At 71.8% G+C, this 26,362-nt stretch carries 25 protein-coding genes; 14 read left to right on the forward strand and 11 right to left on the reverse strand.

Annotated elements, in window-relative coordinates; all coding sequences use genetic code 11:
* Window positions 1-27 precede the first annotated feature (27 nt).
* Together ACIA5C_RS07820 and ACIA5C_RS07825 are read left to right on the forward strand one after the other, a co-directional pair.
* Window positions 28-183 carry a hypothetical protein gene (locus ACIA5C_RS07820; protein WP_396052405.1) on the forward strand — a complete coding sequence of 52 codons (156 nt, stop codon included), beginning with the start codon at window positions 28-30 and terminating at the stop codon, window positions 181-183.
* Window positions 184-211: 28 nt separating this feature from the next.
* A complete protein-coding gene (locus ACIA5C_RS07825; RefSeq protein ID WP_396052406.1) occupies window positions 212-943 on the forward strand; it encodes a MerR family transcriptional regulator in 732 nt (243 codons plus the stop codon).
* A gap of 225 nt (window positions 944-1,168) precedes the next feature.
* Here ACIA5C_RS07825 and ACIA5C_RS07830 read toward each other — a convergent pair whose 3' ends face one another.
* On the reverse strand, window positions 1,169-1,906 hold the full coding sequence (locus ACIA5C_RS07830; RefSeq protein WP_396052408.1) for an SDR family NAD(P)-dependent oxidoreductase: 738 nt from the start codon (window positions 1,904-1,906) through the stop codon (window positions 1,169-1,171).
* 114 nt (window positions 1,907-2,020) lie between these two features.
* Between ACIA5C_RS07830 and ACIA5C_RS07835 the strand changes: the two genes are divergently transcribed.
* Window positions 2,021-2,704, forward strand: a complete 684-nt coding sequence (locus ACIA5C_RS07835; protein WP_396052409.1) for a hypothetical protein — start codon at window positions 2,021-2,023, stop codon at window positions 2,702-2,704.
* Window positions 2,705-3,120: 416 nt separating this feature from the next.
* On the opposite strand, the gene ACIA5C_RS07840 is transcribed toward ACIA5C_RS07835, so the two are convergent.
* Window positions 3,121-3,522 (reverse strand): MerR family transcriptional regulator, encoded by a 402-nt coding sequence (locus tag ACIA5C_RS07840; RefSeq protein WP_396052411.1) that lies wholly within the window; start codon window positions 3,520-3,522, stop codon window positions 3,121-3,123.
* Window positions 3,523-3,580: 58 nt separating this feature from the next.
* Between ACIA5C_RS07840 and ACIA5C_RS07845 the strand changes: the two genes are divergently transcribed.
* Together ACIA5C_RS07845 and ACIA5C_RS07850 are read left to right on the forward strand one after the other, a co-directional pair.
* Window positions 3,581-4,156, forward strand: a complete 576-nt coding sequence (locus ACIA5C_RS07845; protein WP_396052413.1) for an NADP-dependent oxidoreductase — start codon at window positions 3,581-3,583, stop codon at window positions 4,154-4,156.
* A gap of 13 nt (window positions 4,157-4,169) precedes the next feature.
* Window positions 4,170-4,556, forward strand: a complete 387-nt coding sequence (locus ACIA5C_RS07850; RefSeq protein ID WP_396052415.1) for a pyridoxamine 5'-phosphate oxidase family protein — start codon at window positions 4,170-4,172, stop codon at window positions 4,554-4,556.
* Here ACIA5C_RS07850 and ACIA5C_RS07855 read toward each other — a convergent pair.
* A complete protein-coding gene (locus ACIA5C_RS07855) occupies window positions 4,543-4,755 on the reverse strand; it encodes a hypothetical protein (protein WP_396052416.1) in 213 nt (70 codons plus the stop codon). The two genes, ACIA5C_RS07850 and ACIA5C_RS07855, sit on opposite strands and share 14 nt — an antisense overlap.
* Window positions 4,756-5,147: 392 nt before the next feature.
* Between ACIA5C_RS07855 and ACIA5C_RS07860 the strand changes: the two genes are divergently transcribed.
* A complete protein-coding gene (locus tag ACIA5C_RS07860) occupies window positions 5,148-5,531 on the forward strand; it encodes a hypothetical protein (RefSeq protein ID WP_396052418.1) in 384 nt (127 codons plus the stop codon).
* A 423-nt stretch (window positions 5,532-5,954) separates the two neighbouring features.
* Here the strand turns inward: ACIA5C_RS07860 and ACIA5C_RS07865 are convergent, their stop codons facing one another.
* A complete protein-coding gene (locus ACIA5C_RS07865) occupies window positions 5,955-8,336 on the reverse strand; it encodes a hypothetical protein (protein WP_396052419.1) in 2,382 nt (793 codons plus the stop codon).
* 62 nt (window positions 8,337-8,398) lie between these two features.
* Here ACIA5C_RS07865 and ACIA5C_RS07870 point away from each other — a divergent pair, with 62 nt between their 5' ends.
* Window positions 8,399-9,394 carry a DUF4931 domain-containing protein gene (locus ACIA5C_RS07870; protein ID WP_396052421.1) on the forward strand — a complete coding sequence of 332 codons (996 nt, stop codon included), beginning with the start codon at window positions 8,399-8,401 and terminating at the stop codon, window positions 9,392-9,394.
* Here the strand turns inward: ACIA5C_RS07870 and ACIA5C_RS07875 are convergent.
* On the reverse strand, window positions 9,342-10,856 hold the full coding sequence (locus ACIA5C_RS07875; protein WP_396052423.1) for a methyl-accepting chemotaxis protein: 1,515 nt from the start codon (window positions 10,854-10,856) through the stop codon (window positions 9,342-9,344). The genes ACIA5C_RS07870 and ACIA5C_RS07875 overlap by 53 nt on opposite strands.
* 56 nt (window positions 10,857-10,912) lie before the next feature.
* Between ACIA5C_RS07875 and ACIA5C_RS07880 the strand changes: the two genes are divergently transcribed.
* Both ACIA5C_RS07880 and ACIA5C_RS07885 read left to right on the forward strand, forming a co-directional pair.
* Complete coding sequence (locus ACIA5C_RS07880; RefSeq protein WP_396052424.1) at window positions 10,913-12,808, forward strand: propionyl-CoA synthetase; 1,896 nt, start codon at window positions 10,913-10,915, stop codon at window positions 12,806-12,808.
* 33 nt (window positions 12,809-12,841) lie between these two features.
* Window positions 12,842-13,687: a PASTA domain-containing protein gene (locus tag ACIA5C_RS07885; RefSeq protein WP_396052425.1), complete on the forward strand. Its 846-nt coding sequence runs from the start codon at window positions 12,842-12,844 to the stop codon at window positions 13,685-13,687.
* A 6-nt stretch (window positions 13,688-13,693) separates the two neighbouring features.
* Here the strand turns inward: ACIA5C_RS07885 and ACIA5C_RS07890 are convergent, their stop codons facing one another.
* Window positions 13,694-13,870, reverse strand: a complete 177-nt coding sequence (locus ACIA5C_RS07890) for a hypothetical protein (RefSeq protein WP_396052427.1) — start codon at window positions 13,868-13,870, stop codon at window positions 13,694-13,696.
* Between the two features lie 122 nt (window positions 13,871-13,992).
* Between ACIA5C_RS07890 and speB the strand changes: the two genes are divergently transcribed.
* From speB to ACIA5C_RS07905, 3 genes are read left to right on the forward strand one after another with little or no spacing between them, the layout of a single operon-like run.
* Window positions 13,993-14,952, forward strand: a complete 960-nt coding sequence (gene speB, locus ACIA5C_RS07895) for an agmatinase (protein WP_396052429.1) — start codon at window positions 13,993-13,995, stop codon at window positions 14,950-14,952.
* 3 nt (window positions 14,953-14,955) lie between these two features.
* A complete protein-coding gene (locus tag ACIA5C_RS07900; RefSeq protein ID WP_396052430.1) occupies window positions 14,956-16,392 on the forward strand; it encodes a purine-cytosine permease family protein in 1,437 nt (478 codons plus the stop codon).
* Entirely contained in the window at window positions 16,389-17,774 is a 1,386-nt protein-coding gene (locus ACIA5C_RS07905; protein ID WP_396052431.1) for an amidase, read from the forward strand. Before ACIA5C_RS07900 ends, ACIA5C_RS07905 begins: the two co-directional genes overlap by 4 nt.
* A 10-nt stretch (window positions 17,775-17,784) precedes the next feature.
* Here the strand turns inward: ACIA5C_RS07905 and ACIA5C_RS07910 are convergent, their stop codons facing one another.
* The 3 genes from ACIA5C_RS07910 to ACIA5C_RS07920 all read right to left on the reverse strand — a co-directional run bounded on the left by ACIA5C_RS07910 (window position 17,785) and on the right by ACIA5C_RS07920 (window position 21,454).
* Window positions 17,785-19,956: a caspase family protein gene (locus tag ACIA5C_RS07910; RefSeq protein WP_396052432.1), complete on the reverse strand. Its 2,172-nt coding sequence runs from the start codon at window positions 19,954-19,956 to the stop codon at window positions 17,785-17,787.
* Window positions 19,957-20,146: 190 nt separating this feature from the next.
* Window positions 20,147-21,082: a nucleoside hydrolase gene (locus ACIA5C_RS07915; protein WP_396052433.1), complete on the reverse strand. Its 936-nt coding sequence runs from the start codon at window positions 21,080-21,082 to the stop codon at window positions 20,147-20,149.
* A 9-nt stretch (window positions 21,083-21,091) separates the two neighbouring features.
* Window positions 21,092-21,454, reverse strand: a complete 363-nt coding sequence (locus ACIA5C_RS07920; protein ID WP_396052435.1) for a hypothetical protein — start codon at window positions 21,452-21,454, stop codon at window positions 21,092-21,094.
* Window positions 21,455-21,529: 75 nt separating this feature from the next.
* Here ACIA5C_RS07920 and ACIA5C_RS07925 point away from each other — a divergent pair, with 75 nt between their 5' ends.
* Together ACIA5C_RS07925 and ACIA5C_RS07930 are read left to right on the forward strand one after the other, a co-directional pair.
* Window positions 21,530-22,261: a hypothetical protein gene (locus ACIA5C_RS07925; protein ID WP_396052437.1), complete on the forward strand. Its 732-nt coding sequence runs from the start codon at window positions 21,530-21,532 to the stop codon at window positions 22,259-22,261.
* Between the two features lie 196 nt (window positions 22,262-22,457).
* Window positions 22,458-23,084 (forward strand): DUF402 domain-containing protein, encoded by a 627-nt coding sequence (locus ACIA5C_RS07930; protein WP_396052439.1) that lies wholly within the window; start codon window positions 22,458-22,460, stop codon window positions 23,082-23,084.
* A gap of 84 nt (window positions 23,085-23,168) precedes the next feature.
* On the opposite strand, the gene ACIA5C_RS07935 is transcribed toward ACIA5C_RS07930, so the two are convergent.
* Window positions 23,169-24,629 carry a serine hydrolase domain-containing protein gene (locus tag ACIA5C_RS07935; RefSeq protein ID WP_396052440.1) on the reverse strand — a complete coding sequence of 487 codons (1,461 nt, stop codon included), beginning with the start codon at window positions 24,627-24,629 and terminating at the stop codon, window positions 23,169-23,171.
* Window positions 24,629-26,341, reverse strand: coding sequence for a sulfatase-like hydrolase/transferase (locus ACIA5C_RS07940; RefSeq protein ID WP_396052442.1), 1,713 nt, complete (start codon window positions 26,339-26,341; stop codon window positions 24,629-24,631). The genes ACIA5C_RS07935 and ACIA5C_RS07940 overlap by 1 nt, the downstream gene beginning before the upstream one ends.
* Window positions 26,342-26,362 lie beyond the last annotated feature (21 nt).

The raw sequence follows: 26,362 nt of genomic DNA on the forward strand, positions 1-26,362 counted from the left end.
CCGCAACCTTTCACGAAAGGAAAGGTCATGCGCGCACGTCGTCGTTACGTCCTCGCATCACTCATCGCGGCCGTCGCGGTCGCCCTCACCAGCCAGTTCGGCGCCGCCCCGGCGTCCGCCGGGCCGGCCATCCACTGCCCGGGCAGCACGACCTGGGACGACCTCCTGCAGCGCTGCGTCTGACGCGGCCCTCTGGGCCGGCGGCACCTCGGTGCCGCCGGCCCGCCCGCTTGACCTCGCCCCTGGGGCAGGGCCCAGACTTCCGCCATGCTTCTCCCGGCGGGCGAATTCGCCGACGGCGGCGCGGCTCACGCCCAAGGCCCTCCGGCTCCACGCCGAGCAGGGCCTGCTGCCGCCGGCCGAGGTCGACCCCGCGACCGGTTACCGCTACTACGATCCCGGCCAGCTGCCCCGGGCCCGGCTGATCGGGCGGCTGCGCGCCCTCGGTCTGCCGCTGGCCCGCATCGCGTCCATGGTGGAGCTGAGCCCGGCCACCGGCGCGCTCGAGCTGCGCTGGCCCTTCGTGCGCTCGATGTCGGCCTCCCAGCGGCGGCTGCGGGCCGAGCGCGACCGGCTCGACGAGCGGGCCGCGGTGATCGAAGCACTCCAGGAAGGGCCGTCACCGTCGCTCGTCTCGCCGTCCGGCTCCGGGACGCGCAGGCTCGCAAGATCCTCAGCCGGCCCGCCGGATCGACACGACCCAGCTGCCGCAGCACATCGCCAACTCCGAGCGCGACATCCGGGCCCACCTCGGCCCGTCCGCCGAGCCGCGGCTCCTGTTCTTCGAAGACCTGGTCACGCCCGACCGCGCCGGCGTCGTCGAGGTGGCGGTGCCGTGCTCGGGCCCGGTCGAACCGATCGCCGACCTGCACGTCCGCCTGGCGCCGGCGCACACGGCGGCGTGGCTCGCGGTCCCGCCCGACCACGAAGACCTGCCCCCTGATCCTGCGCGTCCACGACGCGGTCGAAAGCTGGATCGACCACCACCCCGGCCTGCGCATCTGCGGCCATCCCTACGAGACGGCACCGGGCACGGGGGCGTCGTTCGGCGTCTCCGTGCCCGGTCATGGAGGTCAACACCGTTCCCCACCTGCTACGGCGTCGGCATACGCGGAACCGCGACATAGAAGTCGGGCTCCTCAGTGGGGCTTCGCCGGCCGGCCGGGGATCACGGCGCTAGGCGATGCGGCGGTTGGCCGGGACGAAGCACGACGACGTGACCTGAGAGTTCATCGTTGCGGATGAGGTCGATGACCGTATCTGCGAGCACCGGCAGCGGTATGGGCGCCGGCCGGGCCGCGCGTTCGCCGGCGGTCATCGCTGCCAGTTCAGCCTCCGCCCGTGCGGTGCGTACCCAGTCGGGCACGACACAGGTGATGCGTACGTTGTCCGATGCGAGTCCGGCCATCGCGGTGGTGAAACGGATGAGCCCCGCCTTCGCCGCGCCGTACTCCGGCCATTCGTACGGCTGGTGATCCAGGCCCGCGATCGACGCGACGTTGACCACGACGCCACCATGTGCCCGCAGTGCGGGCAGAGCGAACTGTGTAGCCAGCATCGGGGTTCGCAGATTGAGGTCCAGGACTGCAGACCATTGCGCCACCAGCGCGTCGGGATAGCGGGCCGTGGGCTGTCCGCCACCGGCGTTGTTCACCAGGATCTGCAGACCGCCGAACCGCTCGACGGCAACGTCCACGAGCCGCCCGACCTCGCGGTCGTTACACAGATCGGCGTTCACCACGGTCGCCTCACCGCCGGCGGAGGCGACCATGCTGAGCGTCTGAGCGCAGCTGCTGATGTCGGCAAGGACGAGCCGCGCGCCGAGTCCGGCAAGCCGGCCCGCGATCGCCTGCCCGATCCCCGCCGCCGCACCGGTAACCACCGCGACGGAGCCATCGATCTCCATGGACGGTGATTTTGGCACGAGCCTCCGACATTTCGTCCGGGATCGATCCGGCGCACCGCCCGACCGAACCCGCCATCCATCACAAGACCACGTGCACGGATCTGGCCGCTGACAATGCTCGGTGCGCAGTGTTGGCAGCGTTTCCGCGACGAAGGCGTGACTGCGATCTATGGGCCCGGGCGGCGTCTGGCTGCCGTGGCGGTCAGCCCGTCGAACGGCCCGCAGGTCCGGCTCGACGACATCGAGCTGATCTTCCGGCCGCCCTCGCATGTGCGTTCCGACCTCCGGGAGCTCGCCACTCGAGAGGGGGTGCCGATACGTGTCAACTGGAGCGGTGATCCCGAAGTGGCTGCGTGGGGACTCTCCATGGGGGCCGAACAGCAGTGGGCCCCAATAGAACGTCACCAAAAGCGCCTCGACACGATGTGCACTGCGGCCCTTTTCGTCTGCCTTGAGCTGGCCAACGATCCGTATCAGACTGCGCCGGTCATCACCTGGCGCGACGTGCGCGAGAAGCGACCCAACTCGGGGACGTGGCCGGTGAAGCCCGAGGCCGAGCGTCCGCGTTGGGACTGGACGCCGATGACGAGGGTTGGACCGTTGCGGTTCGGGATGGATCCGCAACAGGTCGCGGCCGGGTTGGATGGTGAGGAGCCGGCGATTCGCCAGGGACGTTTCCCCTTGCCGGTTTACCGGACGGCCGGGCAGTGGACCCTTCAGGAAGACCATTTCGACGTCGCTTGGGTGACACCGGCTTGCGGTTCGCCCCCGACGGCGCTCCGGGGCTGGAAAGCCTGAACATGTTCGTACGCGCCACCAGGGCTGGCGACGACGTCATCAGCGAAGCGCGAATCTGCGCCGAGGGCTGGAACTACGAGGGATAATCAGGAGATCGGCTCTGCGGCGCCGGCCCGAATCGTGACGCTCAAACGTCGATCCGATCCGGAGACTCATCCGGATGTGGCCGCCGATCGCGTGCCCCAGGCGGTAGGGGGCCGTCACGCACTGTGTCGTAGGCCCAAGACCGGCTTGGTGCAAGCTCATGCCGATGACAGTGCACTCGATCATGCCCGTCGAGTGACGATATATCTCGTCCGGGTTGCGGTTGGCGGCGGCCATTCCAGGTGCCGATCGTGAGTGCTTCCAGTTGGTCTGTACGTGGCGCCGGAGGACTTCTGCGGTCTGCGGCGTCCTCGACGCTGGTGAGCTCGCCGCTATCGGCTACCAGGTCCGGGCCGGCTGTTCCTGGTGGAAACTGCCCGCGCAGGTGGCTCGCCGTTGATGATGGCCTCCAGCAGCCGGCGGGAGGTTTCCAGCTCCTCGATCGCAGCGCCGATCCGCCGGCTTTCATCGGTCAGGTCGGCGCGCATTCGGGGGCAGGTCGGGGCGAGGAAGCCGCCGTCCTCGGAAACGCACGGCAGCACGCTCGCGATGACGCTCGTGGACAGCCCCGCCGTCAGCAGGGATCGAATGCGACCTACCGTCTGCACATCGGACTCTGCGTAGACCCGGTAGCCGCTGGGCAGACGGTCCGGGCGCAGCAGGCCCTGCTCCTCGTAGTAGCGCAACAGCCGCTCGTTAACACCGGTACGCCCGGACAGTTCGCCGATGCGCATATGCCCCCCGTCACAGGAGATTGACTCTCACATCCATGTCAAACTTTAGCCTCATCCCATGCGAGCTGTGCAGATCGACCGCCACGGCGGCATTGATGTCCTCACGTTGCGCGAGGTGCCGACGCCAGTGCCCGCCGCGGGCGAAGTCCTGGTCCGCACGATCGCCAGCAGCATCAACCCGGTGGACTGGAAGACCCGCGCCTGGGACCGGGGTCCGGCGTTCCCGATGACTCTGGGCTGGGACCTGTCCGGCGTCGTAGCGCACAGCACCGTGCCGCGGTTCGCCCCCGGCGACCGGGTCATCACGATGTCCGGGCAGATCGCCACCGGCCTCGGCACCTGGGCAGACCTCGTGCCCGCCCGCATCCGGACCGCGGCGCCGCAGCGGCTTGCCCTCGTCGAGGCGGCGGCGCTGCCGCTCGCGGGCCTTACCGCGAGTCAGGCGCTCGAGCGGGTCAAGCCCGGGCCCGGCGAACGCATCCTCGTAACCGGCGCGGTCGGCGGCGTCGGCTCGCTGGCTCTCCAGCTGGCCCGCCGGTCGGGCGCCCGGGTGACGCACTGGTCTCCCGGCCCGGGCATGTGCCCGCCGCCCGAGGCCGGTGGCCTGCTCGGCAAGGTCATCCTGACGTTCTGAAGGAGGCGCAACCATGTCCGAGTCCGAGGACGACGTCAAGCAGCTGCTCGCGGGGACGAATCACGCCGTGGTCGGAGTCAACCGCGCCACGGGGCCGCCGCAGCTCACCGTCGTATGGTTCCTGTGGGACGGCGAGACGTTCCGATTCAGCACCACCCGCTCGCGGGCGAAGTACCTGAACCTGAAGCGCGACCCATCCATCTCGCTGCTCATCGACGACTTCGAGAAGAACTTCTACGTCGTCGCGTACGGCCGGGCAAGGCTCATCGAGGAGGGCCACGACGCGCTGGCCCGCCCGCTGCTCGAGAAGTACCTTCCCGAGCGCACCACGGATCCACAATGGACGGCAGACCGGGTGATCGTCGAGCTCCGCCCGGATCGCCTCATCACGGGCCGGTAGCGGCGCCACGGCGTCCGCCGGCGCCGCTCACCAGGATGTCCGCGACCTCCGACAGTGCCGACCACGTCGTGCGGCGCAGCGGCGTCCGGGGGACCTTGTCGGTGGCGTACTCCCGGATCGGGCGGCGCCAGCGGTCGATGACGTGGTTCGCCGCACTCGCCCGCGCGAAATCGACGAACTCGCCGTCACAGTGGGCCATGCCTCACATTCCCCATACTTCACCGACGCGCACGCGTCCCAAAAGATTCACCGGCCCCTGCAACCTCAGCGGGTGCTCGCCCGTCTTCCTCACCGCAACGGACCACTCCAGAATCGCAGAGGACTCGCATGCCATCGAAAAGGAATCGCTGGGTATATGCCGCCGGGGCGGCCGTCGCCTGCGCCGGCGTGCTCGTCGGGGCCCACATCGCCGTCGCCGGCACGGCATCGTCGGCCCCGGCCCCGGCCCCGGCCCCGGCCCCGGCCCCGGCCCCGGCCCGCGCAGCCGCAGAACTCGCGCCGCCATCGAAAGCGGCAGCACCGAACCCGCTGGGGACTGTCGTCCCCACCGGCCTGGGCGCCAGCACGAGTGGCGGGTGGTTGCTGTATGCGGTGCCGATCGACGACAAGCAACTCCCCCATACGCACTTCGGGCTGATGCTCGGCCGCCGGTTGGCGGACGGAACACTGACCGGGGACGTGATGACCAACGAGACCGCCGGCCCGGACCGGGCGAAAGGCTTCCACGCCGGGCAACGCGCCATGACCGTGGACGGAGGACAGACACCCACGTTCGGCTACTACGTCGGACCGGCTGCCCGGATCACCACCGAAGCACACGGCAACACCGTCATCGCGAGACAGGCGCGGTGGAGCGAGGACCCATCCGTGATCTTCTACTGGTTCTCGCCGGCGACGTCCGTGTCCAGCCTTACCGCGTATGCATCGAACGGGCATGTTCTGGCCGCCGTGAACGACGGCATCGGAGTGGGCTGACTCGTCGAGTAGCCCGTGGTGATTACACCGCGGGCTACACAGAACCTTGGGCTCAAAGTCGTTGGAATCTTCAAGGTCTTGGTACACAGCCCTATTCGGTAGAACCCGGCATTCCGGAGGTCGATAAAGTGGGCGGTGCCGCCAGAGTCGGCACGTGGCCCCCGATCAGAAGGACGAGTGGATGACCGCTCCTGGCGTAGTGGACACCGCAGCGTTGTCGATGTTGTGGGATGACCGGTGGCCGGGCTGTTCGAAGCTGCCCTACGAGCTTCGCAATGCCAGCGATCGCTGAATACGGTTTCACGTCGCGTCACGACGGCGTCGACCAGTTGGTCGAGCTGCAGGTCGGGCAAGTAGCCGGGCTCGCGCTCCTCGTGCGACAGCTCGGACAAGCCCGCGAACCGCCCGGTCACGGCCAGGAACCTAACCGGTGAGGGTGCGGGCGAGACGGCCGGCCTCGGTGACGAGGCGGGTCCGGCCGGGGTGCGCGGCGAGGGCGGCCACCTCGGGCAGGTCGGCGGCGGCGCCGATCGCCGCCGCCGCCGAGGCGGCGAGCGCCAGCAGGTCCGGGGTGGCCTGCGGTGGGCGGTCCATCCGCAGCAGAACGGGTACGAGCGTGCGCGCGATCGTCCAGACGACGTGCGGCGCGCCGTCCCGCTGGACCTGGGCGAGCGCCGGGACGATGCGCCCCAGCACGACGCGGCCGGCGGTCAGCAGCTGGCCGAGTTCCCGGCCGACCAGCGGGGCGTCGAGCCCGCCGGTCGAGGCCAGGTGCAGCAGGGCGTCGACGGCCGGACGCCGGTCCTGCTCGTAGCGGGCGGCCAGACCGTACGCCAGGCAGAGCGCCATGGCCGGCCCGAACGGCCCGCCCGCCCGGGCGAGGGCCGGCAGGACGCCGGTGCCGCCGTGATGGTCCTGGTCGGCGGCCGGCACGAGGAACGGCTGGACGTGCGCGGCGACGATCTCCCGGTGGCCGGGCAGCACCATCGGCCAGCCCTCGGTCGGTGGATGACCGGCGAAAATTGTCAGACCCGGCTGCTTGACTTTCTCCCCACCCGGCAGGGGCGGGGGCTGGCACAGCACCTTGGACGCGGCCGCGCGCTCGATCGGCGCGTCGACCGGGAATGCCGGTGGAGGCAACGGGCCGCTCGGTAACTGCAGGCAAGGCAGGGTGGCCAGCCGCCGCATGGGCGGCCCGGGCAGCACGGTTACCGTGACCGGCGGGTCGGGCAGGCCGCCTTCGCGCAGCCACGTCGCGAAGCGCCGGCCGGCCGGGGAACACAGGCGGGCGGCCGCCCCGGTGACGGCGGCGTCGACCCGGCGGGGCAGGCGCAACAGGGCCTGGGCCAGATCGAGACGGCCGGGCTGCCAGCCGTCGGCGTCCGCCGCAGCGAGGCGGAACAGGACCCGGGCCGGGTCGACGTGGCCGTCGCGCAGGGACGGATAGGCGAGCAGGAACGGCGGTGGCCGGCCGGCGTCGAACTGGGCCGCGAGTTCGGCGACCCGGGCGCCCAGCAGACCGAGCGGGCCGTCGTCCGGGGCCAGGTCCGTGAGCTGGGGCAGGAACGGCGCTACGGCGTCGGGGGAGACGGCTGCCGCTTCGACCAGGCCGGCCAGCAGGCGCTCGATGTCGAAAGGGGAGGCCGGCGGGTCCAGGGCGGGAGGCGGCATCGGTCCCGGCGCGTACGGCTTGGGGGCCGGAGCGAACGACGGCGCGCGAGGCGCGGCAGCCAGGCCGAGGGCTTCCGAGGCCTGGCGCCGGAGGTCCCCGCTCAGGGACGGCAGTTCCGAGCGCAGCCGATCGAGCCCGCCCGGATGGGCCCTGAGCAGCCGCAATGCCTGCTCGGCCAGGTCGATGCGGGGGTTGGACAGGCCGGTCGCCGCCGCCGACAGCAGCTCCGGCACCGCCTCGGGGTGGCGGTCGAGGGCCTCGTCGAGCCATGCCAGCTGGGCCCGGACCAGCTTCTTCTCGGTGCGCGTCAGCACGGCGGCGCTCGCCTCGGTCAGCGCCGACGGGTCCAGGCGGCCGGCGTCGTCGAGCATGTGCAGGGTCTGCTGGCCGAGCGTGGCGAGCGCCAGGGGCGAGCGCAGGAGGGCGAGGTAGTCCGGCGCGTGGGCGGCCCGTTCCGGGAGAGCCGGGTCGAGCAGGCGGTGGATCTCGAGGATCGGGCGCAGCGCGCCCGGCTTGTCGCCGTCCCGGAGGCGCTGCAGGACCAGCCGGATCAGCGCGGCCCGGTCGATGCGCCCGGCGGTGGCCAGGCGGAGCAGGGCGGCCGGCCAGGCGTCGTCCAGGCAGGTGCCGAGGCCGGGGAGTTCGAAGACCGCGGGCAGCAGCGCGTTCAGCCACGGGTCGGCGGCCAGGCGGGCGGCCAGGGTGCGCGGCACCGTGGAGGAGAGCGAGCGGATCCAGCCGGCCACCATCCCGGGCGTGGCCGGCGGCGGCACGTCGGCCGCTCGGAGCACGGCGGCGGTGAGGGGCCAGTCGGGGTCGCGGGGGTTCAGGCGGGTGGCGAGGCCGTTCGCGACGGCGGGCATCGACGGGCGGCCGGGTGCGGCCAGCACGTCCACCACGGCTGTGACGGTCCGGCCGGGGAGGTCGGGAAACCTCCGCAGCCAGGAGACGATCTGCGCGGCCCGGGGCAGGCAGGCGGCACCGGCGACGCAGAGGGCGTCGGAGGCCGGGGACGGGGAGAGCGACCTCAGCGTGGGAACCAGCGCGCGCCGCGACTTCTCGTCCAGCCGGAGCAGGGCGTCGGCGACCGCGGGCCCGTCGGCGCCGGCGATCAGGCGGAGCAGGTCGCCCATGATCGGACCGTACCCGGGGCGGCGCGGGCGCCGGGGCGTTTCCCGCGGTTAAGGTCGGGCGCGTGGGAGCGGAATATCGGATCGACCCGGAGACCGGCGAGTGGCGGATCGTCGCGCCGGAGCGGGCCGGTCGCCCGAGCGACATCGCCGGCGGCGGCGAGGCGCAGTGCCCGTTCGACCCGGGCCATGAGCACATGACGATGCCCGAGGTGCTGCGGGTTCCGGCCGGCCGGTCCGAACCGTGGCGGGTGCGGGTGGTGCCGAACCGCTATCCGATTCTCGACGGCGGCGGGGAGTGGCCGGCGGCGACCGGCCTGCACGAGGTCGTCATCGAGTCGCCCCGGCACGACGGCGACCTGCGGAGCGCGACGCCCGGCGCGGTGCTCGAGGTGCTGACGGCGATGCGGGACCGCTGCCGCACCATCCGGCGGGAGCGGCGCCCGGCCGCGATCGTCGTCTTCCGCAACCACGGCGCGGCCGCCGGCACCTCGCTGCGGCATCCGCACAGCCAGATCATCGCCCTCGACCAGGCGCCGCCGGGCCTCGCCGGACGCTGGGAGCGGGCCCGCGAGTTCCACGAGCGCACCGGCCGCCGCCTCCACGACGACGAGGCCGCGCGCGAACGGTCCGATCAGGTCCGGGTGGTCCACGACGCCGGCGGCATCCTGGTCTATCAGCCACGCGCCGCGGCGGTCAGCCACGAGACGGTGCTGCTGCCCGACGACGAGGCGGCCGGGCTGGCCGATGCCTCGGACGAGGCATTGAAAACCATGGCGGGGTCGCTCCCGGCGGTCGCTTCCGCGCTTGCCGCGGTACGCGACGACCCGGCCTACAACCTCGTCGTCCACGCCGGCCCGGCCACCGGCCCGGACGCCGCCCGCTGGTACCGCTGGCACATCGGCCTCTACCCGCGGGTGAGCCGCCGGGCCGGCCTGGAGATCGCGACCGGTCTCGGGGTGAACCCGACCGTCCCCGAGAAGACCGCCCCGATCCTGCGGGCCGCCTTCAGATCTGCAGTGCGTGAGCCATCGTCGTCTGCTCCTCCAGCACCTCGCTGATGCGGGCCTGCACCCCGTCCAGCTGACCGATCGTCTCGCTGGTCGCGCTGATGCCGCCGGACACCGATTCGGCGCTCGCCTGCAGCGCGGTGATCTGTTCGGACACCCGCTTGGTGGCGTCCGCGGTCTCCCGGGCCAGTTCCTTGACCTCGCCCGCGACGACCGCGAAGCCCTTGCCGAGCTCGCCGGCCCGCGCGGCCTCGATGGTCGCGTTGAGCGCGAGCAGGTTGGTCTGGTCGGCGATCGACGAGATGATCTGGATGACGTCGCCGATCGCGTTGGAGGCGTCGCCGAGCGCGGAGACGTCGCCGCTCATCGCCGACGCCCGGCCGACCGCCTCGTCGGCCACCCGGGTCGCCTCGCCGGTCGCGGTGCGGAGCCGTTCGACGGTGTCGAGCAGGGCCCGGGCGTTGGCGGCCGACATTTCGGCGTTGCGCACGATGTCGAGCCGCTGCGACACCAGCTGCTGCACGTTGCGCAGCGCGTCCGCCCGCGACTCGCTGAGGTCGACGTACTCGGTGGTGAAGAAGTCCATCGTGCCGATGATCCGGTCGCCGCTGACGATCGGGAAGCAGACGCCGGAGCGGACGCCGGCCCGTTGCGCGGCCGGCGCGCGTACGCAGTCGGTGAGCTCGCCGATGTCGCGGACGAAGACCAGGTCGCGGGCGCGCCAGGCGCGGCCGGAGAGGCCGACGCCCTCGGCGAACGTCGCCGCCAGGGTGACCTTGCGGAACTCCTCGCCGGCGTTGCCCGACTCGGTGCGGAACCGCAGGACGTTCTCGTCCTCGTCGATCTGCCAGTACGACCCGTACGCCCAGTGGAACGCGGTGCGCACCGCGTCGAGCGCGGCCTGGATCGTGATCTGGGAGTCGTTGGTGTGCCCGAGCGCGCTGACCACCGCGGTCACCGCGAGCCGGTCGTCGGCCAGCTGCCGGGTGGTGTACGCCGCCAGCGCGGCCAGCCGGATCTGGTTGCCGAGCCGGGCGATCGCGGTCCACTTGCTCAGCAGAGCGGCATCCGGGTTCGGGGCGCCGGGCGTGTAGTACTCCATGATCGCCGCAACTTTGCTGCCGCGCTCGGTCGGCACGGCCGATCCGGAAAGGCAGCCGCCGCGCAGCGCGGCGGCGAGCCGGGAGTCGGTGCCCGGGCTGCTCGCGTCGGCGTAGGCCGGCCGGCCCGTGCGCAGAGCCAGCTGCACCAGCGCCGACGGGCCGGGGCCGAGCGTGTCGGCGAGCGGCCCGGCGGCGTACGCGAGCTGCGCGGACGAGCCGTCGACCGTCCAGATCGCGGCGTAGGGGAGGTCGTAGAACTCGACGTAGGTGGACGCCCAGACGCGCCACGAGTGCGCCTCGTCGGTGACGCCCTCGAGGTTGTTGGCCAGCTCCTCCAGTGCCTCGATGTCGCGGGGCACGGCGAGCAGTGGCGGTGGCGCCGCGGCAGCGCGGTCTCGGAACAGACCCATGACGACAATCTACGGAGTGCTGTTCACGTTCCACCGGACAATTGATAGAAAGCCTCATGGGCGACTACCGGCAGGCGTACGCGCGCAGCATGGACGACCCGGAAGGTTTCTGGCGGGAGGCGGCCACCGCGATCGAGTGGACCCGGGCGCCGCAGCGGATCCTCGACGACTCGGCGGCCCCGATCTACCGGTGGTACCCCGACGCGGAACTCAATACGTCCTACAACGCTCTCGACCGGCACGTGGCGGCCGGACGCGGCGGGCAGACGGCGCTGATCTACGACAGTCCGGTGACGGGCGTCGTCCGCGCGTACACCTATCAGCAGTTGCAGGAAGCCGTCGCCCTTTTCGCCGGAGCCCTGCGGAGGCTCGGTGTCGCCGGAGGCGACCGGGTCGTGCTCTACATGGCGATGGTGCCCGAGACGGTGATCGCGATGCTGGCCTGCGCACGGCTCGGTGCGGTGCACTCGGTGGTGTTCGGCGGGTTCGGCGCCCGCGAACTGGCGGCCCGCATCGACGACGCCCGCCCGAAGGTGATCGTGGCGACCTCGTGCGGGGTGGAGGCCGGCCGGGTGGTGCCGTATCAGCCGATGCTCGACGCGGCGCTCTCCGCCGCCCGGCATCGGCCGGCGCGGTGCGTCGTCGTGCAGCGCCCGCAGCAGCCCTTCGACCTGGTCCCGGGTCGCGACGTGACCTGGGACGCGGCGACCGAGGGCGCGGAACCAGCCGGCTGTGTGCCGGTCAAGGCGACCGATCCGCTCTACATCCTGTACACCTCCGGCACGACCGGGCGGCCGAAGGGCGTGGTGCGTGACAACGGAGGTCACGCGGTCGCCCTGCGCTGGTCGATGGAGGCCATCTTCGCGACCGGGCCGGGTGACGTCTTCTGGGCCGCCTCGGACGTCGGCTGGGTGGTCGGCCACTCCTACATCGTCTATGCGCCGCTGCTCACCGGGGCGACGACCGTCCTCTACGAGGGCAAGCCGGTCGGCACCCCCGACGCCGGCGCGTTCTGGCGGGTCGTCGAGCAGCACCGGGTCACGGCGATGTTCACCGCGCCGACCGCCCTGCGCGCGGTGAAGAAGGAGGATCCGTCCGGCCGGCTCGCCGCCGGGCGCGACCTGAGCAGCCTGCGGCTGCTCTTCCTGGCCGGCGAGCGGCTCGACCCGCAGACCTACGAATGGGCCGGCGACCTGCTCGGCGTCCCGGTGATCGACAACTGGTGGCAGACCGAGACCGGCTGGCCGATCGCGGCCAACCCGCGCGGGCTCGACGACCTCCCGACCAAGGCCGGGTCACCCTCGCTGCCTTCGCCCGGCTTCCGGGTACGCGTCGTGGACCCGGCCGGCAACGATCTGCCGCCGGGGCAGGACGGTTCCATCGTGCTCGGACTGCCCCTGCCGCCGGGTTGCCTGCCCACGCTGTGGCAGGACGACGAGCGCTACCTCCGCTCCTACCTGTCGGCGTTCCCGGGCAACTACCTGACCGGCGACGGCGGCCGCTTCGACGCCGACGGCTACCTCTACGTCATGGGCCGCACCGACGACGTCATCAACGTGGCCGGGCACCGGCTGTCGACCGGCGCGATGGAGGAGGTCCTCGCCGGGCATCCGGCGGTCGCCGAGTGCGCGGTGATCGGGGTCGGCGACGCGTTGAAGGGACAGGTCCCGCGGGGCTTCGTGGTTCTCAAAGCGGGATTCGACGGTTCCGGTGTGGAGGATGAGCTGGTCGGCCTGGTGCGGGACCAGATCGGGGCGGTCGCCGCGCTGCGCCGGGTCGACGTGGTGGCGGGCCTGCCCAAGACCCGGTCCGGGAAGATCCTGCGCCGCACCATGCGGGCCATCGCCGACGGGCGGGACGAGGCGGTGCCGTCCACGATCGACGATCCGGCGGTGCTCGACGCCCTGCGGCCCGTGTTGCGCTCGGCGACAAATTCGCCGACCCGGGGATAGTTGTCCGGCTCGATCTTCCGTACGGTGCTCGCCATGACTTCAGGACGAACCGGCCGGCTGACGCGACTGTTCCGGCCGAGCATGCCCGGCCGGATGGCCGGCGACAAGATCCAGCGTGGCGTGCTGACCGTGGCGATCGTGCTGCTGGTCGCGATGATCGTGGTGGCCGTCCTGCTCGGCCTGTTCAGCCACGAAGGCGGCGCCGGGGTGACGTCGTTCGTGCTGTTCGCGGCGGCCGCCGCGGCCGGTGCCGGGCTGGGCTTCCTGTTCGGGCTGCCCCGGGCCCGGGTCTCCGACCTGACCGCCGACGGGCCGGCCGACGTTCCGCCGGTCCCGGCCAAGGCCAGCACCTACTACCTGACCAACTCCAACCTGATCAAGGTGTCGGACTGGCTGACCACCATCGTGATCGGCCTCGGCCTGGTCAACCTGGGCAAGCTGGTGCCGGCGGTCCGTTCGCTGTCGCACGCCCTGGAGGCCCCGCTGGGCAACGCGCCCTACTCCGGTGCGATCGGCATCGCGGTGCTGATCGTCGGGCTGCTCGCCGGGTTCATCCTCGACTACCTGTGGACCAGCATCCGGGTGCGCGAGCTGCTCGAGGAGTCGGAGCGGCAGAGCGAGGAGCACGTGCCCGAACTGCGCAACCGCACGCTCGCCGAGGCCCGCGAGGCGGTCGCCGACAAGCAGCTCACGCTGGTCGTGCCGCCCGGCACGCCGGAGGACTCCACGGTGGTCGAGCAGACGCTGCCGCCGGGCACCGCGGTGCCGCCCGGAACGGGGCTCACCGTCACCATGCAGGCCCCCGCGCCGGCCCCCGCCCCTCTCCCTGTCCCGACGAAGGTCGACGCCGACTCCACCCAGCGGCTCAAGCTGTCGTGAGTTCGCTCAGCGCGGCCTCGAACACCTCGTGGTGGCGCTGCACGTCATCGGCACCTGGCCGAAGAGGTGGCCGGCGCCCGCGTAGGCCGCGGCCGACTCCGGGTTGCGGTCGGCGAAGGTGGCACGCTCGCGCGCCGCGAGCGCTTGCCGCCGTACGCGATCGACACCGGATTCCGTCGTCATGGCGCGACGCTACCAACGAAGCTTGTCCTCCGCGAGGTCCGCACAACTGAATCCGCAGCCCATTGATTCGTGGCGCACCTCGGGTCTACGGTTCGATCATCGTCGTGGAGAGGTGGTCGTCGATGGACGAATTGCCCCGAGTGTCCACCGATAAGGCCGTCGGTCCGGTCGATGCGACCATGGTGCCCCGGTTTGCCGGGCCGCCGACCTTCGCCCGGCTGCCGACGTTGTCCTCCCTCGATTCCGCGGACGTCGTCATCGCCGGGGTGCCGTTCGACTCCGGGGTCAGCTACCGGCCGGGCGCGCGATTCGGTCCCGCCCATATCCGGCAGTCCTCGCGGCTGCTGCGTCCCTTCAACCCGGCGCTCGGAGTCGCGCCCTTCGGGGTGCAGCAGGTGGCCGATGCCGGCGATATCGCCTGCAATCCGTTCGACATCGCGTCGGCGATCGGGCAGATCGAGGCGGCGGCCTCCGCCCTGCTCGCGGGCGGGCGCCGGCTGCTGGCGCTCGGCGGCGACCACACCGTCGCCCTGCCGCTGCTGCGGGCCGTGCACGCCGTGCACGGGCCGGTCGCGGTGCTGCACTTCGACGCCCACCTCGACACCTGGGACACCTATTTCGGTGAGCCCTACACGCACGGGACGCCCTTCCGCCGGGCCGCCGAGGAGTCCCTTCTCGACTTTCAGCACAGCGTCCACGTGGGGATCCGGGGGCCGCTCTACGATTCCTCCGACCTCGCGGACAGCGCCCGGCTCGGCTTCCTGGCGATCCACTGTGCCGAGATCGAGCGCGACGGCCTGGCCGCCGCCGTCTCGCGCATGACGTCCCGGCTCGGTTCGGCACCGGTGTACGTGTCGGTCGACATCGACGTGCTCGATCCCGCCTTCGCGCCGGGCACCGGCACACCCGAGGCGGGCGGCATGACCAGCCGCGAGCTGCTCGCCATGCTGCGGACCCTCTCCAACGTCGTCGCCGCCGACATCGTCGAGGTGGCGCCGGCCTACGACCACGCCGAGATCACCGGGATCGCGGCCGCGCATGTCGCATACGAACTCGTGAGTGTGATGGCCAGGGAGGCGTGACCGATGGCATCGATCGCCGGAGTGGAAGTACGGTCCATCGACTATGTGCCGCTCGACGAACGGCACGGCAGGGTGTGGAGCCAGGGCCCGCTCTGGTTCATGAGCAACGCCCAGATCGCCACCCTGGCGGTCGGCACGTTCTCGGCGATCGGCGGCGGCAACCTGATCTGGTCGCTGCTCGCGATCGTCCTCGGCGCCCTGCTCGGCACGTTCTTCATGGCGTTCCACGCCGCGCAGGGCCCGCAACTCGGCCTGCCGCAGATGATCCAGTCGCGGCCGCAGTTCGGCTACGTCGGCGCGCTGCTGGTCTGGGCCTTCGCCTACCTGCAGTACGCCGGCTTCAACATCTTCAACACGATCCTGGCCGGCGACTCGCTGCACGCCACCGTGCACGGCCCGGCCAAGGTCTGGATCGTCATCGCGACCGTGCTCGCGGCCGTCGTCGCCCTGATCGGCTACGACCTCATCCACTCGGTCGAGCGCTGGCTGTCGGCCGGCTTCCTGGTCATCTTCGGCATCCTCACGATCGCGGTGTTCCTGCTGCCCTACCCGGCCGGCTCGTTCGACCTCGGCGGCTTCCACGCCACCCCGTTCCTGGTGCAGTTCGGCGCGGTCGCCGGCTACCAGATCAGCTGGGCCATCTACGTCTCCGACTACTCGCGCTATCTGCCGCCGACGGTCGGCATCAAGCGCACGTTCCTCTGGACCTACTTCGGCTCGGCGCTCGGCGGCATCTGGCTGATGTGCCTGGGCGCCGCACTCGCCTCGTGGGCCGGCGACAACTTCGACACCGTCAGCTCGCTCCGTCAGGCCGGCGACCGCGTGTTCCACGGCTTCGGCGGGATCGTGCTCGTCTTCGCGATGCTCGGCCTGGTGTCGGTCACCGCCCTCAACATGTACGGCGGCTCCCTCACCCTGATCTCGGCCGCCGACTCGTTCCGCAGCATCCGCCCGACCAGCACCGTCCGCATCGTCACGATCGTCTTCACGGCGGTGCTCTCGCTGGTGCCCGCACTGCTGATCGGCGCCGACTTCCTGACCAACTTCGAGGACTTCCTGCTGCTGGTCCTCTACCTGTTCGTCCCGTGGACCGCGGTCAACCTGGTCGACTACTACGTCGTCCGGCGCGGCCACTACGCGATCGCCGAGATCTTCAACCCGCGCGGCCTCTACGGCCGCTGGGGCTGGCGGGGCATCGTCTCCTACCTGGTCGGCTTCGGCGCGATGCTGCCGTTCCTGAGCACCAGCAAATACACCGGGTTCGTGGCCGATGCGATGGGGGGCGCCGACATCTCGTTCTTCATCGGGCTCCCGGTCGCCGGCCTCCTCTACTGGCTGCTCGCCCGCACGATCGACGTCCAGGCGGAGACGGTGATCGCCGACCGTGAGGCGGCGCAGCTCGAGCGGCTGGCCGACGCGCACGCGCGGCCGCAGGAATGACCTTTGCCGACGCGTACGCCCTGGCCGCCGCCCTCCGCGGCGGCCGGGCCACCGCCGTCGACGTGGTCTCTTCCGCGCTGGCGGCGATCGCCCGCCGGCAGCCCGATCTCAACGCGATGACCGAGGTCCTGGCGTCGTCGGCGCTGGCGTCGGCCGAGGCCTCGGACCGCCGCCTCGCGCGGGGCGCGGGCGGGCCCCTCGAAGGCGTGCCGGTCACGGTGAAGGACCACATCTGGCTTGCCGGCGTACGCGCCACCAACGGGTCCCTGGCCTACGCCGATTTCGTGCCGCCCGAGGACTGCGTGGCCGTGCAACGGCTGCGCGACGCCGGAGCCGTGATCGTCGGCAAGACCAACAACCCGGAGTTCTGTTACCGGGGCGTCACCGACAACCTGGTCTTCGGCCTGACCCGCAACCCCCGCGACCTTTCGCGCACCCCGGGCGGCTCGAGCGGGGGAGCGGGCGCCTCGGTGGCGGCCGGCCTGACCCACCTGGCCCTCGGCACCGACGGCGGCGGCTCGATCCGCATCCCGGCGAGCTTCTGCGGCGTGGTCGGCCACAAACCGTCGTTCGGCCTGGTGCCGAAGGAACCCGGATTCAAGGGCTGGAAGTCGTTGTCGGTCGACGGCCCGCTCGCCACCTCGGTCCGCGACGCCGCCCTGATGCTGTCGGTGATCGCCGGCCCGTCCGCCGCTGACGACACGACCGTCCCCGTAGACGTGGGCGACGTGACCGGCGCGGCCGTCTCACCGGGCACGCTGGCCGGTCTGCGCATCGCCTACTCGGCCGACCTGGGCTTCGCGCCGGTCGACCCCTCGGTCCGCGCCGCTTTCGCCGCGGCGGTCGCGCGGCTGGCCTCCCTCGGCGCCGAGCTGATCCCGGCCGCGCCCGGCCTGGGCGACCCGACCGCACTCTGGAACACCGTCGCGCTGGCCGAGGGCTACGCCTCCGAGGGCCCGCTGCTGGCGTCGTGGCGCTCCCGGATGTCCGACGGGACGGCCGCGATCGTTCAAGCCGGCGCCACGATCACCGCGGGGGCCTACGTCGATGCGCTGCACGAGCGGAACGCCTACTCCGCGGCCTGGGCCGGCTTCTTCTCCCGATACGACGTCCTGGTCACGCCGACGATGCAGATGACCGCATTCCCGGTCGGCCGGCTGCGCCCCGAGACCATCGAGGGGCGCCCGGTCGACCCGTTCTTCGACGACTGGTGCACCCTCTGCCTTCCGGCCAACCTGGCCGGCCTCCCGGCCACTTCGGTCCCGGCCGGCACCGACGAGGCCGGTCTCCCGATCGGGCTGCAGGTGATGGGTCCCCGCTGGTCGGACGCCCTGACCCTGCGGGTGGCCGCGGCGTTCGAGAGCAGTCGGCCGCCGATCTGAACCGGTCGCGTCAGCCGAGCCGGATCGCTTCGACCGCCCCCTCGCCGCCGTCGCTGACGTAGGCGGTGCGGCCGTCGGGCGCGACCGCGATCGACCGCGGGCTCCGCCCGACCTTCAGCGTCGCCACCTTCTTCCCGTCGGGCAGATCCAGCACCGTCACCGAGTCGCCGCCCTCGTTGACGACCGCGATCCGGTTGCCCCCGATGCCGACGCTCTGCGGATGATGCCCGACCCGCACGGTCGCCCGCGCCTTCCCGGACCCCAGGCTGATGATCGTGGCGGTGTCACCGTCGTAGTCGGCCACCACCGCGGTGCTCCCGTCGTCGGTCAGGGCCAGATGATGCGGGCTGTGCCCGGCCGGCATCGGCCCCCGCACCCGGCCCGTCGCCCGGTCTATCGGCGAGACCGCGTTCGTCTCATGGTCCGCGATGTAGGCGGCCTCTCCGCCGAAGGCGACCGCGTGCGGGCTCGGCGGCACGCGGATGTCGGCGACGATGTGCCGGCTCGCCGGGTCGATGACCTGAACCCGATCGGCCCGGTGGATCGGCACCCAGACCCGGTCGTCCGGCGCGACCGCCAGCGCGAACGGCATCGGTCCGGTGGGCACGACCGCCTCCAGCACGTGCGTACGGGTGCCCACGATCGCCACGCCGCTGCCCGTGATGTCGTCGTTGTACATCGCGACATAGGCCTGCGTGCCGTCGCTCGACAACGCGACGAAGCGCGGCACGAAAGGAAGCGTCACCCTGGCCCGGACGAGGTGCCGCACCGGGTCGACCAGGAACAGTTCGTGCGAGCCCTGGTCCGCCACGTAAACGGTGTGACCGTCCGGCGAGACCGCGAGGCCTTCCGGTTCCCGTCCGACCTTGATCCGCCCCAGCACGGCCGGCCGGACCGGTACCGCCGCCGAGACCGGCATCCGATCGACCTTCGCCCCGGCAACGCTGCTGCCGGGAGTCGCGGCGTGGCCGCTCGCAACGGCCGCCGGAGTCGCGGCCGGCCGGCCGCCGCCGGGAGGACGTTCGTCGCCGCGCGCGTTGACCGTCACTCCGGCGACGACCGCGACCAGGAGTGCCAGCCCCGCCCCGGCACCGGACCGCACCATCCGCCGTCGAACCGGGGTCGCCCGCGCCGCGGCGCCCTCCGCCGGCTGGAGTGGCTGCTCGGCCGGCTGCGGGTCGTCGATCGGCGCCGGTCGGTCCGGGCTGCTCCCGAGGGCTTCCGCGGCCGCGGCCGACACCGTACGGCTGTCGTCGTCCGCCAGGCGCCTCAGCACGCCGTGCGCGACTTCCCGGCCGCCGTCGCCCACCGCCGCCAGCTCGTGCACCGCCGCCAGCCGGACCGCGGCCGACGGATGCGCGACCAGATTGAGCAACTCCGGCGGCAGCGACACGACGCTGTCCGGCTTGAACGGGCTGCGGGCGACGTAAAGGTCACCCCGGGTTCCGAACTCCCACTTGCACGGCGTCTGATGCCCCGACCGCTCGCGCACCCGGTCGTACACGTAGTCGTACAGCTCGTCGAGCGCGATGAAACCGTCCCGGTCCCGGTCCGCCTCGCCGGTGCGGATGCCTTCGGCGAGGGCCGCGGTGAAGACCGACGGCCGCGCCGGCCGCCCCTCGCTGACTCCGGCGCCCTCGAACGCGTACTCCATCGCTGTCGACGCCGTGATGACCACGCGGCCCCGGCTCTCACCGAGGCGTGCGGGGCGGAACCGGTCACCGACGTCGATCCGCGCGTCGGCTCGCGCGAGTACGCCACGTTCGAATGCCCCGCCGTAGCAGCAGTCCAGCAGCAGCACGACGCGCTGGGCCCGGCTGCGCTGCATCATCCGGCTGATCCAGGCCGCCTCGACCGCGGTCGACGCGAGCCGGTCCGGCACGGTGTTGGTCGCCGCCAGGTAGAGCTCGCCGTCCAGATCCTTGAGTCCATGGCCGGAGAAGTGCAACAGCACCAGGTCGGACGGCCGCCGGTCGGCGAGCAGCGCGTCGATCTTCTCGCACGTCGTCCAGGACGTCGGGTTGTGCAGGAACTCCATCCGGAACCCGCCGAGGCTCTCGTCGCCGAGCACCTCGGCCAGTGCCGCCGCGTCCGCCGAGGGCGCGGCGAGGTCGCGGAGCCCCGGGTCGTCATGGCGATCGACCGTGACCACCAGGGCGAGGCGGTCATTCCCGATGTTCACCACTACGCTCCCAAAATCCCGAATGTCGCACGCTGGGGATAATGGTGACGCGGCGGGTGTTGCCGGGTAAGTCCCTGTTCGCGTACGCCCGAACGGGCGCTCACCCACACCGGACGGCCAGTCCGGCTCGACAATTGCTACGGCCTCGGGGCGGCCGGTGCGGACCGGTTGCGTGTCACCGGCCGCGAGGTCATGACCCGGCCGGCTGCCGTCCCTCCGGCGACGCGGCCTGCGGGCCGGCGCCTGCGCCGCGGAGCAGACGATCCAGCATCGCCGGTCCGGCCGGGGCGGTCAGCGACAGCACCACGCGTACGCGCGGACCCGCGCCCGCCTCCTGAACGACCCGGCCCGTCGCCGGGTCGACGCCCAGCTTGAGCAGCGGAGCGTCGCCGGGGGTCACGTCACCGACCGCAACGGCCGCCGCCAACGGGTCGTGCAGCGCGATCTCGCGCTCCTCGAACCGGGTCTCGTAGGCGTCGAAGTAGACCGGCAGCATCTCGTGCAGCGCGTCGTTGAGCGGCGAACCGCCCAGCCGCTGCCAGTCGCCGGTCGTCCACCGATGATCCAGCGTCACGTCGAGCGGCACCAGCGTTACCGCCCAGCCGGCCGCGAACACGGCCGCGGCCGCCGCCGGGTCGACGGCGATGTTGAACTCGGCGTGCGGGTTCACGTTCCCGCGTACGCGTAGAGCGCCGCCCATGACCGTGACCGAGGCGACCAGGTCGGGGAGCCGCGGCTCGGCGCGCAGCGCCGCCGCGAGATTGGTGCACGGCCCGGTGGCGAGAACGTGCAGCGCCCCGGCGTGCTCCCGCGCCAGGTCGACGAGCAGGCCGGCGGCCGTGCGAGGGTCGTGCGGGCGGCCTTCGGGCAGCACCACCCCGCCGACGCCGTTGTCGCCGTGCACGTGGTGCGCCCCGTCATGGTGCTCACCCACCCCGACCGCGACCGGAATGTCGGCGCGTCCCGCCAGCGCGAGCAGGCCGGCCGTGTTCGCGGCGGCCTGCACCGCCGAGGTGTTGCCGTTGACGGTTCCGATTCCGATCAGGCGGACGTCGTCGTGGGCCAGCAGCAACCCGATGGCGAGCGCGTCGTCGATGCCGGTGTCGCAGTCCAGGTAGAGCAACATCCACTGTTTCTACCGTGTCCGGGTCACGTGCACCCCGCCGGCGAGGCTGTATTCGCGCACCCTGAGCACTGTGCCCGGATCGCTGGCGCCCGGCTCGACCCGTACCCCACCGAACAGCCGGAAGCCCTCCACCCGGACCTCGAGCTCCGGCGGCACCTGCAGCGACACCCCGCCGACCAGCGAGACCTTGGTCAGGATCGGCGTTTCGCCCGCGGGCAGTTCCACCTCGTCGAGGTCGAGGTTGGCCCCGCCGATCGGCGTGACCACGACCATGTCCTTCGGCATCCGCCACCGGCCGCGCATCTTGACGCCGCCGAGCAGGCTGACGTACCAGGCGGCCCCGTTACGACCGGTGAAGATCGGTGTATCCATGCCCGGAACGTTAATCGACCTCGATGCCCCGGATCCGTGCCGGATGTCATGATCCACCGGGCTAGGCTCGCTGACGTGGGAGAACGCGAACTCGACGTCCTCACGGTCCGGATCTACGAGCGGCCCGGGGCGGCACCGATCGTGCCCCGCTGGCTGACGGCCGCCCGCGCCCACCTGCCCGAGGCGCTCCCGGTGCGGTTCGGCGACACGGAGCCGCTGCGCGGCCGCTTCGGCCGGGCGGGCGAGCAGGGCCTGCTTGCGGCGTACGCGTCGTCCGACCAGTTCCTGTTCATGATCGGCTCGCCGCCGGTGCACCACGCGTCGGTGGCCGCACCCCCGGGTCCGAAGTGGGGCCTGACGGTCTCGCACAGCTTGGACGTCGAGACCGGTCCCGACGACGAGCGGGTGCGGCGCTTCGCGCCGGCGCTCGCCGGCCCGGCCACGGTCTACATTTCGGCGTCGGTCGCGGGCGGCCTGCTGCTGGACGGCCGTACGCTCGTCGGCCCGCCCACCGACCCGCCGGAACCGTATCTGGCCGCCCTCGGCGACTGGCTGGGCCTGCCCCCGTCGCCGCCGTCCTGGTGCTGGTTCGGCCCCGGCTACGTCCCGCTGCTCCGCCGCGCCGTCAAGGCCGAACCGCTGGCGGGCGGCCTCTTCCGGACCGGCGGCCCGTGGGTACCCGCCCGGCTCCGCGCCCGCCCGCACGAGAGCGACCCGGCCAACCGCCACGCCCGGCGCATGCCCCGAGGCCTACGCCGCTCAGCCTGGCGCCAGATGATCGACGCCGTTCGCTCCGGCGGCCGGTGATCGGCGTCGTCCGTCCTGGCATCGGATGGTTGACGTCGCTCGGCGTGGGTCAGACGCTCGGTGTCGTTCGGCATGGCGCCCCGACGTTCGGTGTCGCCTGCTGCATTGCGCAGCAACATTGACATGTTGATTGCCGCGTCACCGCGTCAACATTGATTCAGTCAACATGTCATCGGGATGCGCTAGCGTGCCGTCCGTGCGTTTCGCTCCGGGGCAGGTAGTGCTGCGGCGCTACGTCCGCGCCTCCACCTACAGCTTCGTGAAGCCGATGGTCGTGGTCCGGGACGACGACGAGGGACTACTCCTGTGGATGCGGGCCGGCACCGAGGTCGCCGGCCTGGAGGACGAGGACAACCGCACCCTCCACGCGATGCCGCTGGGCGAGATGCGTGGGCCGCGGCTGGTTCGCAAGACGTGGGGCGACAAGGACGTCCTGATCCTGATGCCGCCCGGGGCCGCGCACTCCGTGTGGTGGTTCTTCCGGCGGGGCGAGTTCGCCGGGTGGTACGTCAACCTCGAGACACCGCACACCCGTCAGGAGGAGGGCGTCGACGCGACCGACCTGGTGCTCGACGTCGTGGTGGCGCCCGACCGCTCCTGGGTGTGGAAGGACGAGGACGAACTGGCCGACCGGATCGGGCAGCCGCACTACTTCGACCGGGCCGGCGCCGACGAGATCCGCGCCGAGGGGGAGCGCGTCATCAAGCTCATCGAGGCCGGCGCCTACCCGTTCGACGGCACCGGCACCGACTTCCGCCCGGATCCAACCTGGCCGCAGCCCGCCCTGCCCGCCGGATGGGACCGCCCGGGCCCCTACGCCTAGCGCGGCTGGGCCCGCGGGCTGAGTGCGCGCGTGGTTGCGGGCATACCGCGTCCGGGTCTCCGGGCTAACTGCGTCCGGCGCGGCTCAACCGACGTCCGGCCTTGTCATCAGGGGTGAGCGGAGCTGGTTGAGCAGGTTGGGGCCGGTCAGCGGGACCAGGTTCCAGGTCGCCGACGCAACTGGGCCGTCGATGGTCAGCCGGAGGCGGTGCGGGCCGGTGATGACGTAGAGGTCGGCGACGAAGATATTGCCCTGCCAGGCGCCCGTGGCCACCACCGGGCGGCCCAGGGGCGAGCTTTCGCGCCACTCCCGATGGCCGATCTCGATGTCGACCGAGTTGACCGGCGAGGTGGGGCATGGCGCGTTTTCGGATCGCGGCGACCGGCCGGCCGCGGGCGGGATTTCGAGTCGCGGCAGCCAGCCGGCCGGGTGCGGGGCCGGTGACGGGACCGTGGGCAGGTTTTCCAGGCGAAGTCGCCAGCTGGCGGGGCCCGGGTCCAACGACACCGACGTTCCCCACGACGGGATCCTGGCCCGGGCGGGACGGTCCGGGGCGTGGTCGCCGGTCACGAGCGGAAGTGACAGTCGCTGGAGCCGCAGCGGCAGGGACGGGTCGTCCGGTGCTGCGACGTCGACGGCCGGCAGGAGGCAGTCCCAGACGGCGTCCAGCACGGCCTGCCCGTGCGGGGTCGCGGCGGTCACCGCCACGACCAGGTCGTGCGACGGGATCACCAGGCAGAACTGCCCGAACGCACCGTCACCTCGGTAACCGTGGCGGGACATCCACAGGTGATATCCGTACCCCTGAAGGTGGTCGATCGTGCGGGACCCGTCCTCGAACTGGAGCGTCTCGACGCGGCGGGTCGTCGCCCGCACCAGCCAGTCGCGGGGGATGAGCCGGCGGCCGCCGCGGAGGAGTAGTTCGCCGAAGGCCGCCATCGCCTCGGTGGTGAGGTGCAGCCCGTGGAAGCCGAAGGTTTCGCCGCTGGCCACCCGGTCCCATTCGGCGCCGGCGATGCCCAGCGGGGCGAAGAGGCGCTCGTCGAGGAAGTCGGGCAGGCTGCGGCCGGTGACCCGCTCCACGATGCGGGCCAGGACGAAGCTTGTCGCGTTGTCGTACGCGTGCCGGGTGCCGGCCGGGTGGGGGAACGGCACCCGCAGGAAGCCTCGGACCAGGTCGTGCGGTTCCAGCGTCCAGGCCTCGGCCAGGCTGTCGCCGGCGTGGCCGGCCGTCATCGTCAGCAGGTGCTCGACCGTCAGCGCGCTGTCGTAGGCGGGAAGGACGTCGCCGAGCCGGGTGTCCAGGGAGAGCAGGCCGTCGCCGATCGCGATACCGGCCGCCACCCCGGTGAACGACTTGGTCAGCGAATAGAGCAGGTGGGGCCGGGACGCCGAGAACGGCGCCCACCAGCCCTCCGCGACGACGTGCCCGTGCCGCACCACCATCAGCGAGTGGCATTCCTCCGGTAGCCGGTCGAGCAGTGCCGCGATCCCGTGCGGCGCGATGCCCTCGGTGGCCGGGGTCGAGCGCGGCAACAGGCCCATCAGGGTTGCGGTGTGCTGCCGAACGCGCTGAAGAACCGGTCGCGGAAGTCGCTCATCGGCCACACCGGGGCCTTCGTCGACGGCCGCAGGCCGTCGTCCCAGCCCCAGCCGCCGATCGCCTGCAGGACCGCCGGGTCGTGGGCGACGATCGCGACCGGGACGTCGTGGCTCGCACCGTCGCCGGAGACGATCGGGGAGGCCTGGTGGTCGCCGAGGAAGACCATGACCAGGTTCTTGTCGCCGTACTTCTCGACCCAGTTGATGAGTGTCGTCAACGTGTACACGATCGACTTACCGTACTCCAGACGGACCTGTTTCCTGTCCGACCAGAGTGACCCCGGCCTGGTGCCGTCGGCGACCATTTTCGTGTAGACCGAGCCGTCGCCGATCTGGTTCCAGTCCGGCAGGTAGTCCGGGATCGGGGCCCACGGGGTGTGGCTGGAGACCAGCGGCATCTCGACCATCAGCGGCTTGCGGCCCGGCACCTGGTACTCGATCTTGTTGAGCTGTTCGAGCGTGTACTGGTCGGGCATCGGTGCCCAGCTGAAGCGGGGGCCGGCGTAGCCGAGGTTGCGCGAGTCCCACACCGTGTCGTAGCCGTAGAACTTGCCCTCCGGCCACGCCTTGGTGGTGCCCGGCATGACGCTCACGGTGTGCACGCCGATCCTCTTGAATGCGCTGGTCAACGTCATGCGGTCGGAGGAGACGAGGTCGCGGTAGCGCTGCTGGTTGTTGATCCACAGCCCGGACTCGAAGGTGGAGTGGGCCAGCCAGCTTCCCCCGCCGTACGTCGGGGAGGTGAGCCATCCGCTTGCGGAGGCGAACCCGGAAGCCTTCAGGGACGCCGTGCCGTTGTCCAGAACCTGATCGATTTCGGGCGCCAGGCCGGGCGCCTCGACCGCACTGCGGCCATAGCTCTCCACGAAGGTGAAAACCACGTCCTTGCCGCGCAAGGCGGTCAGCATCCGGTCCGCGGGCGTGTTCCGGTACGCGTCGACCTGCACTTCCTTCTGGAAAGCGGCCTCGTCCTTCAGCCCCGCCTGCGCCTGCCGCACGCGGTCGAAGGCGTACGTGTAGGTGCTGCGCGCCGCGACCGGCACCGACGCGGCGAGCGACAACCCGGTGGAGAACGCGAGCACCCACGCCAGCGCGACGCCGCCGGCCGTGAACGCGGACGCCTTCCGGTGCGCGCCGACCAGCCGGCCGAGCCGCAGCAGCGCCCACGTGCAGAGCGCCATCACGATCACGACCAGCAGCCCGATGGCGGCGACGGCACCGATCGCCGCCGCCCGGCCGTACGAGTCGGCCACGAAGTTGTAGGCGTCGTCGAACAGCACCCAGTCGAGCACCGGGTCGAACGGCCGGTTCAGCTCGTCGAAGAAGCCGATGTCCAGGCATTTCTCGACGACCAGCCAGCCGAGAAGGACGCCCGCGACGACGGCCACCACGCGCCGGGCCTTCGGTGGCAGCACGACCAGCAGGCCGAGCAGGATCGCGCCTTCCACCGGGATGCGCGCGAAGCCGGGCACGGTCAGGCGGGACAACACGTTCGGGAAGATCAGCGCGGCGAAGACCAGGAGGCAGGCCAGCACCGTCAGGGCCCGGCTGTCGAGCACAGCGCGTACACGTGAGGTTCCGGCCTTTTTGCCGGCGGTGTCGACAGTCCCGGCGTCGGGCTCGGGTGCCGGGGTGTCGAGGTCGATCGGCTGCACGACCGGGGGAACGGAAACGAG

The organism is Actinoplanes sp. NPDC051343 (assembly GCF_044455125.1).
In the GTDB taxonomy this organism is placed as follows: domain Bacteria; phylum Actinomycetota; class Actinomycetes; order Mycobacteriales; family Micromonosporaceae; genus Actinoplanes.

Coding starts and splice junctions, on each gene's coding strand:
- ACIA5C_RS07820 (WP_396052405.1), top strand. CDS start 28: ATGCGCGCACGTCGTCGTTACGTCCTCGCATCACTCATCGCGGCCGTC.
- ACIA5C_RS07830 (WP_396052408.1), bottom strand. CDS start 1,906: ATGGAGATCGATGGCTCCGTCGCGGTGGTTACCGGTGCGGCGGCGGGG.
- ACIA5C_RS07835 (WP_396052409.1), top strand. CDS start 2,021: ATGCTCGGTGCGCAGTGTTGGCAGCGTTTCCGCGACGAAGGCGTGACT.
- ACIA5C_RS07840 (WP_396052411.1), bottom strand. CDS start 3,522: ATGCGCATCGGCGAACTGTCCGGGCGTACCGGTGTTAACGAGCGGCTG.
- ACIA5C_RS07845 (WP_396052413.1), top strand. CDS start 3,581: ATGCGAGCTGTGCAGATCGACCGCCACGGCGGCATTGATGTCCTCACG.
- ACIA5C_RS07850 (WP_396052415.1), top strand. CDS start 4,170: ATGTCCGAGTCCGAGGACGACGTCAAGCAGCTGCTCGCGGGGACGAAT.
- ACIA5C_RS07855 (WP_396052416.1), bottom strand. CDS start 4,755: ATGGCCCACTGTGACGGCGAGTTCGTCGATTTCGCGCGGGCGAGTGCG.
- ACIA5C_RS07865 (WP_396052419.1), bottom strand. CDS start 8,336: ATGGGCGACCTGCTCCGCCTGATCGCCGGCGCCGACGGGCCCGCGGTC.
- ACIA5C_RS07875 (WP_396052423.1), bottom strand. CDS start 10,856: ATGGGTCTGTTCCGAGACCGCGCTGCCGCGGCGCCACCGCCACTGCTC.
- ACIA5C_RS07880 (WP_396052424.1), top strand. CDS start 10,913: ATGGGCGACTACCGGCAGGCGTACGCGCGCAGCATGGACGACCCGGAA.
- ACIA5C_RS07885 (WP_396052425.1), top strand. CDS start 12,842: ATGACTTCAGGACGAACCGGCCGGCTGACGCGACTGTTCCGGCCGAGC.
- ACIA5C_RS07890 (WP_396052427.1), bottom strand. CDS start 13,870: ATGACGACGGAATCCGGTGTCGATCGCGTACGGCGGCAAGCGCTCGCG.
- speB (WP_396052429.1), top strand. CDS start 13,993: ATGGACGAATTGCCCCGAGTGTCCACCGATAAGGCCGTCGGTCCGGTC.
- ACIA5C_RS07900 (WP_396052430.1), top strand. CDS start 14,956: ATGGCATCGATCGCCGGAGTGGAAGTACGGTCCATCGACTATGTGCCG.
- ACIA5C_RS07905 (WP_396052431.1), top strand. CDS start 16,389: ATGACCTTTGCCGACGCGTACGCCCTGGCCGCCGCCCTCCGCGGCGGC.
- ACIA5C_RS07915 (WP_396052433.1), bottom strand. CDS start 21,082: ATGTTGCTCTACCTGGACTGCGACACCGGCATCGACGACGCGCTCGCC.
- ACIA5C_RS07920 (WP_396052435.1), bottom strand. CDS start 21,454: ATGGATACACCGATCTTCACCGGTCGTAACGGGGCCGCCTGGTACGTC.
- ACIA5C_RS07935 (WP_396052440.1), bottom strand. CDS start 24,629: ATGGGCCTGTTGCCGCGCTCGACCCCGGCCACCGAGGGCATCGCGCCG.